Source organism: Sphingomonas sp. S6 (assembly GCF_043498045.1).
Classification (GTDB): domain Bacteria; phylum Pseudomonadota; class Alphaproteobacteria; order Sphingomonadales; family Sphingomonadaceae; genus Sphingomonas.
The window spans coordinates 88523-100985 of record NZ_JBIEOE010000008.1 but is presented as its reverse complement, the minus strand read 5'-3'; the positions used below and the strand labels follow the sequence as shown (position 1 = coordinate 100985).

11 protein-coding genes are annotated in these 12463 nt (G+C 66.6%); 6 read left to right on the top strand and 5 right to left on the bottom strand.

Going from position 1 to position 12463, the window contains the following annotated elements; all coding sequences use genetic code 11:
- Positions 1–473: 473 nt before the first annotated feature.
- Positions 474–1181 carry a FadR/GntR family transcriptional regulator gene (locus ACGVWT_RS13715; protein ID WP_043060185.1) on the bottom strand — a complete coding sequence of 236 codons (708 nt, stop codon included), beginning with the start codon at positions 1179–1181 and terminating at the stop codon, positions 474–476.
- 67 nt (positions 1182–1248) lie between these two features.
- Complete coding sequence (locus ACGVWT_RS13710) at positions 1249–1869, bottom strand: flavin reductase family protein (RefSeq protein WP_315460603.1); 621 nt, start codon at positions 1867–1869, stop codon at positions 1249–1251.
- Positions 1870–1895: 26 nt separating this feature from the next.
- On the opposite strand from ACGVWT_RS13710, the gene ACGVWT_RS13705 reads away from it, so the two are divergent.
- From ACGVWT_RS13705 to ACGVWT_RS13695, 3 genes are read left to right on the top strand one after another with little or no spacing between them, the layout of a single operon-like run.
- Positions 1896–2597 (top strand): cytochrome b/b6 domain-containing protein, encoded by a 702-nt coding sequence (locus ACGVWT_RS13705; protein ID WP_315460604.1) that lies wholly within the window; start codon positions 1896–1898, stop codon positions 2595–2597.
- Positions 2594–3340, top strand: a complete 747-nt coding sequence (locus ACGVWT_RS13700) for a molybdopterin-dependent oxidoreductase (RefSeq protein WP_394426810.1) — start codon at positions 2594–2596, stop codon at positions 3338–3340. The genes ACGVWT_RS13705 and ACGVWT_RS13700 overlap by 4 nt, the downstream gene beginning before the upstream one ends.
- A gap of 17 nt (positions 3341–3357) precedes the next feature.
- Positions 3358–4587 carry a cyclopropane-fatty-acyl-phospholipid synthase family protein gene (locus ACGVWT_RS13695; RefSeq protein ID WP_315460606.1) on the top strand — a complete coding sequence of 410 codons (1230 nt, stop codon included), beginning with the start codon at positions 3358–3360 and terminating at the stop codon, positions 4585–4587.
- Positions 4588–4848: 261 nt separating this feature from the next.
- Here ACGVWT_RS13695 and ACGVWT_RS13690 read toward each other — a convergent pair whose 3' ends face one another.
- Entirely contained in the window at positions 4849–5274 is a 426-nt protein-coding gene (locus tag ACGVWT_RS13690) for an EF-hand domain-containing protein (protein ID WP_017979968.1), read from the bottom strand.
- A 137-nt stretch (positions 5275–5411) separates the two neighbouring features.
- Between ACGVWT_RS13690 and ACGVWT_RS13685 the strand changes: the two genes are divergently transcribed.
- Together ACGVWT_RS13685 and ACGVWT_RS13680 are read left to right on the top strand one after the other, a co-directional pair.
- Positions 5412–6629 (top strand): argininosuccinate synthase, encoded by a 1218-nt coding sequence (locus tag ACGVWT_RS13685; protein ID WP_116461370.1) that lies wholly within the window; start codon positions 5412–5414, stop codon positions 6627–6629.
- Between the two features lie 501 nt (positions 6630–7130).
- The gene (locus tag ACGVWT_RS13680; RefSeq protein WP_315460607.1) at positions 7131–8750 is read left to right on the top strand and encodes a hypothetical protein; all 1620 of its coding nucleotides are present in this window, start codon (positions 7131–7133) and stop codon (positions 8748–8750) included.
- On the opposite strand, the gene ACGVWT_RS13675 is transcribed toward ACGVWT_RS13680, so the two are convergent.
- On the bottom strand, positions 8731–9867 hold the full coding sequence (locus ACGVWT_RS13675) for a GNAT family N-acetyltransferase (RefSeq protein ID WP_315460608.1): 1137 nt from the start codon (positions 9865–9867) through the stop codon (positions 8731–8733). The two genes, ACGVWT_RS13680 and ACGVWT_RS13675, sit on opposite strands and share 20 nt — an antisense overlap.
- Positions 9868–9982: 115 nt before the next feature.
- Here ACGVWT_RS13675 and ACGVWT_RS13670 point away from each other — a divergent pair, with 115 nt between their 5' ends.
- A complete protein-coding gene (locus ACGVWT_RS13670) occupies positions 9983–11443 on the top strand; it encodes a hypothetical protein (protein WP_315460609.1) in 1461 nt (486 codons plus the stop codon).
- Here ACGVWT_RS13670 and ACGVWT_RS13665 read toward each other — a convergent pair.
- The gene (locus ACGVWT_RS13665) at positions 11440–12432 is read right to left on the bottom strand and encodes an NADP-dependent oxidoreductase (protein ID WP_315460610.1); all 993 of its coding nucleotides are present in this window, start codon (positions 12430–12432) and stop codon (positions 11440–11442) included. The two genes, ACGVWT_RS13670 and ACGVWT_RS13665, sit on opposite strands and share 4 nt — an antisense overlap.
- Positions 12433–12463: the final 31 nt, after the last annotated feature.

Genomic DNA, 12463 nt, shown 5'->3' with positions numbered 1-12463 from the left:
CCCCGTCATTCCCGCGAAGGCGGGAATCCATAACCGCTACCGCTGGTGATGGAGTCGAAACGGTAACGCGTCTGGATTCCCGCCTGCGCGGGAATGACGTTTGTTGGGGGGAGCCCGGCGCCCTCGTCTCCCGTCATCCCGGCGGACGCCGGAATCCATGGACACGCCCGGCAGATGGTTGTGCACCGACCATAGCGCACCGCGTCCATGGATCCCGACATTCGTCGGGATGACGAATAGGGGTGAGCCGCCCTCTCTTTCCTAGTGGCTGCTGATGCCGGCCGTTGATGGTGCGGCGGAAGCCCCCCATCCCCGTCATTCCCGCGAAGGCGGGAATCCATAACCGCTACCGCTGGTGATGGAGTCGAAACGGTAACGCGTCTGGATTCCCGCCTGCGCGGGAATGACGAATGGGAGAGCGCCAGTCCTCATCCTCCGTCATCCTGACGTTCGCCGGGAAACGCATGCCCCCCCTATTCCAGCAACGAGCGTTCCGTGTCTTCGTGCGCCTGTTCCAGCAGGACGAGGGTCGCGGCGCGAGCCGATACGGTGTCGCGGGCGCGGATCGCTTCGTACAGGCGGTGGTGCTGCGGCATCGAATCGCGTGGCTTGGTGCGGCGGCGGAACTTGAAGATCGTCGTCCAGCGCACCGCGGCGCCGATGCTACCCGAAAGGCTGACGAGCAGTTCGTTGTCGGTCGCCTCCAGGATCGTATTGTGGAAGCTCTGGTCGGCCGCCTGCCCCTCTGCCGTGCCGAGGCCGTGTCGCCGCATCCCGTCGAGCGCCGCCGCCATCCGCGCGAGCTGTTCGTCGGTGCGGAAGGTCGCGGCCATTTCGGCAGCGGCGGGTTCGACGATCATGCGCAGCTGGAACAGGCTGCGCACGAAGCTGGCGGGCGGTTCGCCTTCGAACATCCAGGCGAGCAGGTCGGGATCGAGCAGGTTCCACTGCGCGCGCTCACGCACGCGCGTACCGGCCTTGGGACGGCTTTCGACGAGGCCCTTGGCCGACAGCATGCGCAGCGCCTCGCGCACGACGCTGCGCGAAATGCCGCGCTGCGCGGCGAGATCGACCTCGCCGGGGATGATGCCGCCGGGCGGATAGCGGCCGGTAACGATCGCGATGCCGAGGTCGCGCGCGATCAGCGTATGGGACGGCTCGCGTCGTTCGCTCTTGGTCAACTCGCGGCTCTCCCCTCTCGTCATGCGTGCGTAAGCGGTGGCGGTGCGCTTGGGAAGACCGTCGCCGCTACCCCGGCCGACGCATGGCGAAGCGATTGGCCTCGGTAATCTCGAAATAGTCCGCCGGTCCGCCGCCGCGCATGATGGGACGCGCGCGGGCGGTCTGGTAGATGCCGTCGTCGAGCAGCGCGGTATCGATGTGGATGCCGACCGCTTCGCCGATCACCAGATATTGGTCGAGCTCGCGCCCCTCCTTGGTCTGCAGGCGGACGATCTGGGTGAGCTTGCATTCGAACGCGACCGGGCTGGCCGCGACGCGCGGCGGGGCGACGAGGCGCGAGGGCGCGGTTTCCAGGCCGGCAAGCGCGTGTTCGTCCACCTCCGGCCCGACTCCGGCCGAGGTTGCGTTCATCGCGTCGGCCAGGTCACGCGTCGCGAGGTTCCAGACGAATTCGCCGGTCGCGTCGATATTGGCGACGCTGTCCTTCCACCCCATCGACGAAAAGCCGATCAGCGGCGGCCGATAATTCAAAACATTGAAGAAGCTGTACGGCGCGAGGTTTGGCACGCCGTCCGCCGACACGCTGCCGATCCAGCCGATCGGGCGCGGCGCCACGATGGCGTTGAGGGGGTCGTGCGGCAGGCCATGGCCGTTCGCGGGTTCGTAGAAATGCCAGCTAGTCGTCATAGTCCCGCCCCTGCTACACGGATGCTATGGCTGCGCAAACGCCCGGAACGACGATCCTGCGCCACGCGCTCGCGACGCGGCTGTGGCATTGGGTGAATGCGGTGTCCGTCTTCATCCTGCTGGGCAGTGGACTCGGCATCTCCAACGCCCATCCGCGGCTGTATTGGGGGCGCTATGGTGCGAACTTCGACCATGCCTGGGCGCAGCTGCCGCGCTTTCCGGCGTGGATCACGATCCCGGCGAACTACAATCTGGCGATCTCGCGGCGCTGGCACCTGTTCTTCGCGTTGGTGTTCGCGTTCGGGTTGCTGGCGTTCATGGTGGCGAGCCTGCTCAACCGGCATTTCGCGCGGCTCAAGCTCAGCGCCAAGGACGTCAGCGCCCGGCATCTGGCAGAGGATGTGCGCGATCACTGGAACTTCCGCTTCCACGACGCCGACGATCCGGGTGCATACAACAGCTTGCAGAAATGGAGCTACATCCTCGTCATTTTCGTCGCGCTGCCGGTGATGATCTTCACCGGCCTCGCGCTGTCGCCGGGGATGGATGCGGCATGGCCGTTGCTGCTCGATATATTCGGCGGACGGCAGTCGGCACGCTCGATCCACTTCATCGCGGCGAGCCTGATCGGCGGGTTCATCGTCGTGCATCTGGTGCTCGTGATCCTGGCGGGCGCGTGGAACGAGGTGCGATCGATGCTGACCGGCAGATGGCGGGTGCCGGAATGATCCTGGCGCGACGCAATCTGATCGTCGGGTCGGCGGGACTGCTGCTCGCCGGGTGCGACAAGATCGTGGCGAACCCGCAGGCGCGCAAAATCCTGTTCGCGGGCGAGGATATGCACAAGGGGCTGCAGCGCGCGCTGATGAATCGCGCTGCGCTGGCGCCCGAATTCACGCGCGAACAGATGTCGCCGGTGTTCCGCGCCAACGGCACGCGCGATCCGGGGACGCCGGCCTATGCCGCGATGGTGGCGGACGGGTTCGCGAGCTATCGCATGGCTGTCGGCGGGCTGGTCGACCGGCCGCTGTCCTTGAGCCTCGCGCAGCTCGCGTCGATGCCGTCACGGTCGCAGATCACCCGCCACGATTGCGTCGAGGGGTGGAGCGCGATCGGCCAGTGGCAGGGGCCGATGCTGGGAACGGTGCTGAAGGCGGCGGGGATGCGCCAGAGCGCGCGCTACGTCGTGTTCACCTGCGCGGACCTGTACAATGGCGAGCCCTATTACGAATCGATCGACACTATCGATGCCTTTCACCCGCAAACGATCCTGGCGCTGAAGATGAATGGCGCGCGGCTGACCGTGCCGCATGGCGCCCCGGTGCGGCTGCGCGTCGAGCGGCAGCTGGGCTACAAACATGCCAAATACGTGACCGGGATCACCGCGGTCAGCGATCTCAATAGCATAGGTAAAGGCAAAGGCGGCTATTGGGAGGACAATGTCGATTACGATTGGTATGCCGGCATCTAGGGCATAGTAGCTTCCCCATGGCGCTGATCGACATGTTCCTCAGCCGCGCCGTCAAGCGTGGCCAACTGACCCTCCATCGGCCCGGCAAGGCCCCCGCGACCTTCGGAACGCCCGACCCTGCCTTCGGCCATATCACCATCCGCTTCGCCGATTCGGGCGTCGCCGGCCGCATCATCCGCAACCCCGCGCTCGCCGCCGGCGAAATGTACATGGACGGGCGGCTGACCGTCGACGGCGACGACATCATGGGGCTGGTCAAGCTGATGACTGGCAATTCCCCGTGGGAGCGCGGGCAGAATGCGTTGCAGCCCTCCGCGTTCGTGCGGGGCCTCGGCGCCGTGAAGCACCGGCTCGATCGGATCAACATGGAGCGGCGGTCGAAGCAGAATGTCGCGCACCATTACGATCTGTCGGCGCGGCTGTACGACCTGTTTCTCGACGCGGACAAGCAGTACAGCTGCGCCTATTACACCGACCCCGACAATAGCCTGGAGCAGGCGCAGAGCGACAAGCTGGCGCATATCGCCGCCAAGCTGGCGCTGCGGCCGGGCATGCGCGTGCTCGACATCGGCTGTGGCTGGGGCGGCATGGCGTTGTACCTCAACCGGCATTTCGGCGTGGAGGTGCTGGGCGTCACCTTGTCCGAAGAACAGCTGAAGATCGCGCGCGAGCGGGCCGCAGCGGCGGGCGTATCGGACAGGGTAAAGTTCGAGCTTATCGATTACCGGCGCGTAGAGGGCCGGTTCGACCGCATTGTGTCGGTCGGCATGTTCGAACATGTCGGGCCGCCGCAGTACAAGACCTATTTCCGCAAGTGCCGCGACCTGCTGACCGACGATGGCGTCGCTTTGGTGCATACGATCGGCCGGTTCGGACCGCCGAGCGTTACCGACGACTGGACGACGAAATACATCTTCCCCGGTGGCTACAATCCCGCGCTGTCGGAGACGATCGCGGCGTTCGAGGGATTGTCGATGTTCCTGACCGACGTCGAGGTGCTGCGACTGCACTATGCCTATACGCTGCACGAATGGTATGCGCGGACACTGAAGGCGCGTGACGCGATCGTGGCGCTGTACGACGAGCGCTTCTACCGGATGTGGACCTTCTATCTCGCTGGGGCCGCGATGGCGTTCGAGAATGGCGGGCTGTGCAACTTCCAGATCCAGTTCAGCCGCAGCCGGACGGAATTGCCGATCGTTCGGGATTATATGTTCGAGGGGGAGCGGGCGCTGAGAGGGCGGTAGGTTCGCCGCTTTCCGCTGCCGTCATTCCCGCCGAGACGGGAATCCAGACACGCTATCGTTGCGCCTCTTGCCGAGACGTCAGAGGTTATGGATTCCCGCCTTCGCGGGAATGACGGGTCGGGCGGGCGTGGCGGTCACGTACCTCTTCCCGTCACCCCGGCCTTGAGCCGGGGTCCCGCTTGATCCTGCGGGCGAGGGAGAAGCGGGACCCCGGATCAAGTCCGGGGTGACGGGTGGGATTGGGGCGACCGGAGCGCGCCGTTAGCGCCCCTGCGGCAGCGCCTTGGCGGGGCCGCCCATGACCGCGGCGCGGGCGGCGGCGCGTTCGTCGAGGCTGATGACGCCGTCATGATTAAGGTCGTAGCGCGAGGCGATCGCGCGGAAGAGGCCCTGCATCTCGGCGGGCGAAACCTTGCCGTCGTGGTTGGCATCGGCGGTGTTGAACCAGGCGTCGGCCATCGCCTTTGCCTTGGCGGCGGGCATCTGCGTCTTGCCGACATCCATGCGCGCGACGCGGGCATCGACCTCGGCACGGCTGATGAAGCCGTCGTGATTGGTGTCGGTCTTGTCGAAATCCGCCTTGATACGCGGATCGATCTTCGCTGCCGCCTTGGGATCGGCCTTGCCCGCGGCGAGCGCCGGGGTGGCGATGAGCAGCGGCAGGATGACGAGTGCGGTGCGGATCATGGGAACTCCGGAATACATGTTCGAAACGGGCCTGTAGGCCGCCGCGCCTAAACCCGCGGTGAACGCAGACGTTGCACCGCAGCGCTGTGGGCCGTAGGGGCGCGGCCATCCATTCCATGGTCCAAGGAACCCGTGCCGTGACCGATCAGATCAACCGCGTCGTCCTCGCCTATTCGGGCGGTCTGGATACGAGCGTGATCCTGAAATGGCTGCAGCAGACGTATAACTGCGAAGTCGTCACCTTCACTGCCGACCTGGGCCAGGGCGAGGAGCTGGAGCCCGCCCGCCAGAAGGCGCAGATGGCCGGCGTCAAGCCCGAGCATATCTTCATCGACGATCTGCGCGAGGAATTCGTGCGCGATTACGTGTTCCCGATGATGCGCTCGAACGCGCTGTACGAGGGGCTGTACCTGCTCGGCACGTCGATCGCGCGCCCGCTGATCGCCAAGCGCCAGATCGAGATCGCGAAGATGGTCGGCGCCGATGCCGTCAGCCACGGCGCGACCGGCAAGGGCAACGACCAGGTCCGCTTCGAACTCGGCTATTACGCGCTCAACCCCGACATCAAGGTGATCGCGCCGTGGCGCGAATGGGACCTGACCAGCCGCACGCGTCTGATCGAATTCGCCGAACAGCACCAGATCCCGGTCGCCAAGGACAAGCGCGGCGAATCGCCCTTCTCGACCGACGCGAACCTGCTCCACACCTCGTCCGAGGGTAAGGTGCTCGAGGATCCGTGGCAGGAGGTGCCCGATTACGTCTATTCGCGCACGGTAAACCCGGAGGACGCGCCCGACGCGCCCGAGTACATCACGATCGATTTCGAGCGCGGCGACGGCGTGGCGCTGAACGGCGAGGCGACCAGCCCGGCGACGCTGCTGACCAAGCTCAACGAACTCGGCCGTCGCCACGGCATCGGCCGGCTCGACCTGGTCGAGAACCGCTTTGTCGGCATGAAGAGCCGCGGCATGTACGAAACGCCAGGCGGCACCATCTATCACCTCGCCCACCGCGGCATCGAGCAGATCACGCTGGATCGCGGCGCCGCGCACCTGAAGGACGAACTCGCGCCGCGCTATGCCGAGCTGATCTACAACGGCTTCTGGTTCTCGCCCGAGCGCGAGATGCTGCAGGCCGCCATCGATCACAGCCAGGCGAAGGTGAGCGGCACTGTGCGGCTGAAGCTGTACAAGGGCGGCGTGTATATCGTCGGCCGCAAGTCGCCGAACTCGCTCTATTCGGAAAAGGTCGTGACGTTCGAGGACGATCAGGGCGCCTACGACCAGCGCGATGCGGCCGGGTTCATCAAGCTGAACGCGCTGCGGCTGCGGTTGCTGGGGCGGCGGGACGCGTAAGGCGTTCCGAGACGCGTTCGTCAATCCCGCGGAGGCGGGACTCCAGACGCGTTTCCGTTGCAACTCCATCGCCGACGTTGGAGGTTATGGATTCCCGCCTTCGCGGGAATGACGGGGTATCTTGGGGTTAGGCCTTCGCCACTCGCCCCCCGTCACCCCGGACTCGTTCCGGGGTCCACCGGGCCGCGAGGGCGCGGCTGGAGCCTTTGACCACCCCCTCGCCGCGAAGTGGACCCCGGACCAAGTCCGGGGTGACGGTGTCGGTGGGCCGAGGCGCCCCCCCTCCCCTCCCGTCACCCCGGGCTTGACCCGGGGTCCCGCTTTTGGGGTTCGGCGCAAGAAAGAAGCGGGACCCCGGCTCGAGGCCGGGGTGACGGTGTGGCTGCTGCGGCCGTTCCGCACCTAATTTGGATCAACAAAATCCTCGCTTCATCGCACGCGCGCGGGAACTTTTTGCGACAATGCTTGTCGTGGCCACGCCAAAGCCCCTAAGGCGGCGCGATGCAGGGGCATAAGCTGCACTGGTGGCAAACGCGGACGTTCGTCGTGGCGGTGGTGATCGCGACGATGATCCCGCTCGTGTGGCCGACGATCCCGCCGCTGGTCGACCTGCCCGGTCACATGGGCCGGTATCGCGTGCAGCTGGACGATGGCGCGCATCGCTGGCTGTACGACTGGTATAATTTCCAGTGGTCGATGATCGGCAACCTGGGCGTCGATCTGCTCATCGAGCCACTGGCGCCGATCTTCGGCCTCGAGCTCGCGGTGAAGCTGATCGTCATGGCGATCCCGGCGCTCACCGTGTCGGGCCTGCTGTGGATCGCGCGCGAGGTGCATGGGCGTATCCCGGCGACCGCCCTGTTCGCCCTCCCGCTGGCCTATTGCTACCCGTTCCAGTTCGGCTTCGTGAACTTCGCGCTGTCGATGGCGCTGGCGCTCAACCTGTTCGCGCTGTGGCTGCGCATGGGGCGGCTGCGCAAGGTACGGTTGCGCGCGGTGCTGTTCGTGCCGCTGTCGTGCGCCTTGTGGATCTGCCACACCTTCGGCTGGGGCGTGCTCGGCATCCTCGCCTTCTCGGCCGAGATGATCCGCCAGCACGACCGGCGCAAGGACAGCCAGAGCGGCCATTGGCTGGAAAGCTGGGTGCGCGCCGCCATCGGCTGCCTGCCGCTCGCGCTGCCGTTCCTGATGATGGTGCTGTGGCGCTCGGGCGACCATGTCACCGGCAAGACGATGGACTGGTTCAACTGGCGCGCGAAGGTGGGCTGGGTGATCATGTCCCTGCGCGATCGCTGGATGGCGTTCGACCTCGCGTCCGTCACCGTGCTGTTCGTCATCCTGCTGAAGGGCGTGCGCGACGAGCGGATCGAATATTCGCGCAACCTGCTGCTGTCGGCGCTGTTCCTGTCGGTCATCTATATCGTGTTGCCGCGGATCGTGTTCGGATCGGCCTATGCAGATATGCGCCTCGCGCCGTTCGTGCTCGCCATCCTGCTGATCGCGCTGCGGCCCAAGCGCGGCCTGTCGTTCCGCGGCGCCGCGACGCTGGCGGCGCTGGGCCTCGCCTTTTTCGGCGTGCGGCTGGCGGCGACGACGATCAGCTATTGGCAGTTCAGCCGGGAATACGACCGCACGCTGACTGCGCTGGACCATGTGCCCCAGGGCGCGCGGCTGCTGACCATGGTCGGGCGCACCTGCCATGACGAATGGCTCTATTCGCGCGAAGAGCATATCGCCGGCATCGCGCTGGAGCGGAAGCTCGCTTATGCCAACGACCAATGGTCGATGGCGGGCGGGCAGCTGCTGACCGTGCGCTACACGCCGGCCGGCGCCTTCGCGCACGATCCCTCGCAGCTCGTCACCGACCGGCGCTGCCGCGGCGAATGGTGGCGGCCGCTGAAGGTGTCGCTCGCCTTCCTGCCGCGGCAGGCGTTCGATTACGTCTGGCTGGTCAACCCGCCGCCCGTGGGCCCGGAGTTCCTGACCGGCCTCACCCCGATCTGGCGCAGCGGCAAGGACGTGCTCTATCGGATCGACGACCGCACGCCGGCGAAGGTGACGCTGGACCCGGCCCTGCTGCCGCCGCGCCGCCGCGTGATGCTTACCCCCCGCCCTTCCTGAACGGGGCGAGCTCCGCCAGATAGTCCTGCTCCTCGGTGACGGCGGCCCGTTCGCGCACCAGGAAATCGGCGACCGCACGGCGGAACCCGGCATCGGGCAGATAATGCGCCGACCAGGTCGGCACCGGCACATAGCCGCGTGCGAGCTTGTGCTCGCCCTGCGCCCCCGCCTCGACCGTCTTCAGCCCGCGCGCGATCGCGGCGTCGATCGCCTGATAATAACAGAGTTCGAAATGGAGGAAGGGCACGTCCTCGGTGCAACCCCAATAGCGGCCGTACAGCGTATCCGCGCCGATCAGATTGAGCGCACCCGCGATGGGCTCGCCGTCGCGCATCGCAAGGATCAGCAGGACGCGGTCCCCCATCGCCTCGCCCAGCAGGGGGAAGAAGCTGCGGGTGAGATAGGGCCGCCCCCATTTGCGGCTGCCGGTGTCCTGGTAGAAGGTCCAGAAGGCGTCCCATGCCGCCTCGCCGATGTCCGCCCCGGTCAGGTGGCGGATGGTAAGGCCCTCGACCGCCGCGGCGCGCTCCTTGCGGATCGCCTTGCGCTTGCGGCTGGCGAGCGCACCCAGGAAATCGTCGAAGCTGCCATACCCCTGGTTCGCCCAGTGGAATTGCGTGCCTTCGCGGATCAGCCAGCCCGCCGCCTCGAACGCCGCCACCTGATCGGGCGCGATGAAGGTAGCGTGGGCGGAGGAGAGGCCGTTCTGCTCGGTCACCGCCTCCAGCGCGCCGAGCAGCGCGGGCGCGGCGGCGGGATCGCGCAGCAGCAGGCGGGGCCCCGGCACCGGGCTGAACGGCGCGGCGACCTGTAATTTGGGGTAATAGGCCCCGCCCGCCCGCTCCCACGCATCCGCCCAGGCATGGTCGAAGACATATTCGCCCTGGCTGTGGCTCTTGGCATAGGCCGGCGCGATGGCGACCGGCGCGCCGTCCGCCCCATCGACCACGATTGGCAAAGGCTGCCAGCCGGAGCGCCCGCCGACGCTGCCCGACTCCTCCAGCGCGGACAGGAAAGCGTGGGACACGAACGGGTTGGCGGTGCCGGCGCAGGCGTCCCATTGCGCGGCCGGAATGGCGCGCACGCCCTCCACCATGCGGGCGGTGAGCGCGGTCATGCGGCGACGGGACAGGCAGTCATCGCCGCCAATATAGGGCGCATGGCGCGCTTGCCGAGGGGGTGGTGCGACGAAGACTGGACGCCGCGATGCCCCCTTGCGAGGGTGGCGGTTCATGACGCTGCCTTCTTCCCTGCGATCCTCGCTGGCGACCGCCGCCATCCTGCTTGCCGCCGCCCTCGCCATCCGGGCGTGGCAGTTCGGCAATCCGGTGGTCCATATCGACGAGCAATTCTACCTGCTGGTCGGCGACCGGCTGTGGCAGGGGCGCGGGCTGCCCTTCGTCGATTTCTGGGACCGCAAGCCGTTCGGCCTGTTTCTGGTCTATGCAGCGACCCGGATGTTCGGCGGCGATGCGGTGATCGCCTATCAGCTTGCCGCGACGCTGTGCGCGGCAGCGACGGCGTGGATCGTGCAGCGGCTGGCATGCCGTGTTACGGACGGCTGGGGTCCGTTGTTCGCCGGGATCGCCTATCTCGTCTATCTGTCGGTCAACGGTGGCGATGGCGGGCAGAGCCCGGTCTTCTACAATCTGCCGGTCGCGGCGGCTGCGTGGGGCGTGGTTCACGTCTACGAACGGCCCGCGTTCGATCGCACCGCGGCCGGATACGCCGCGCTGGCGATGGCGCTGTTCGGCGTGGCGCTGCAAATCAAATATTCCGTGTTGTTCGAAGGCGTCTATTTCGGCGTCGCCCTGCTGGTGGCGGCTCGCCGACTGCCGATATTGCGAATCGTGGGTTGGGCGCTTCTGTGGTGCGTGCTGGCGCTGCTGCCGACCGCAGCGGTGTTCGCGCTCTATTGGCATGTCGGCGAGGTCGATGCGCTGGTCTTCGCCAATTTCCAGTCGGTGTTCCTGCGCAAGGCACCCGGGGGCGCGCTGATGGCGCAGCGGCTGGCGATGATCGCGCTGCACCTGCTGCCGTTGCTGATCGTCGCAGGACTTGGCGTGACGGGCGTGTCGCGCCGGGGGCCGGTGGGACGCCTGCTGATCGGTTGGGCGGGTGCGGCGATCGTTGGCCTGCTGCTGTTCGGCACCTATTTCGACCATTACGCCCTGCCGTTGGTCGTGCCGCTGGCCGTGCTCGCTGCGCCGGCACTGGAACGGCCGCTTCAGGGGCTGCGCCGTTCCGTCCCCGTCGCTGTGCCGGTGCTGGCGGTCGGGCTTGCCTACGTGCTGGTCAACACCATCGTGCTGCGCGGCACGCGCGGCGACGGTCACGGCGCCTACCGCCTCGCCGCGACGATCGGCCGGGCACCGGAAGGCTGCCTGTTCGTCTTTCAGGGCGATCCGATCCTGTATCAGCTGACTGACGCCTGCGTGCCGACCGCCTATAACTTCACGACGTTTCTCAGCGAGATGGGGGACAGCCGCACGCTCGGTATCGATCCGCATGCCGAGCTCGCACGCGTCATGGCCGCCCGCCCAGCCTATGTCGTCATCAGCAGCGTCGATCCCGAAGCCACCGACATAGAAGCACGCGGCTTCGTGCTGCGGCAGCTCGCACGCCATTACCGGCTGGTCGACCAGTTCGCGCTCTCGGAACGGGTCGACCAGCTGTATCGTCGGGTGGATTAAACCCGCACCAGCATCTTGCCGGTGTTGCCGCCCGAGAACAGGCCGAGGAACGCGTCCGGCGTCGCTTCCAGCCCGTCGAACACCGTTTCGTTGCGCTTCAGCTTGCCGTCCTTCAGCCAGCCGCCCATGTCGCGGTAGAATTCACCCGCGCGGTCCATATAGTCGCTGACGATGAAGCCCTGGATGCGCATCCGCATGCCGATGAGGCGCGCAAGGTAGCGAAGTTCGGTCGGCTTGGCGCTGTTGTACACGTCGATCATGCCGCAGATCGCGAAGCGGGCATGCAGGTTGCCATGCGCCAGCGCGGCGTCGAGATGGTCGCCGCCGACATTGTCGAAATAGACGTCGATGCCGTTGCGCGCGACCTCGCCCAACGCCTTCACCACCGGAGTGCCGCTCTTATAGTCGATCACCGCATCGGCACCGAGCGACTGGACCCAGGCGCATTTGTCCGCGCCGCCGGCCGAACCGATGACGTGGCAGCCCTTGGCCTTGGCGATCTGCACCACGGTGGACCCGACTGCGCCCGCCGCTGCCGAGACGAAAACGGTGTCGCCTTCCTTCGCGCCGGCGACCTCGAGCAGGCCGAAATAGGCGGTCATGCCGGGCATGCCGAGCTGGCCCAGGAACGCCTGCGGATCGACGTCGAGCTGGGGCAGCGCCTGTACCTGCTCGGCGGGCAGGATGGCCTCGTCCCGCCAGCCGGCGAAATGCTGGACGGTGTCGCCCTGCTTGAACCGGTCGGAACGGCTTTCGACGACGGTGCCGATCGCGCCGCCCTGCATCGGCTGGTCGAGCTCGAACGGCGGCGTGTAGCTCTTCACGTCATTCATCCGGCCGCGCATGTAGGGATCGACCGACAACCACGTGTTGGCGATGCGCACCTCGCCATCGTTCAGGTCACGCGCGGGCAGATCGACCAGCGCGAAATTGTCCATCGTCGGCAGCCCCTGGGGGCGTGAGGTCAGCGTCCAGGCACGGGCCATCATCTCTCTCCTGTAAGAATCTCAGCCTGATCTG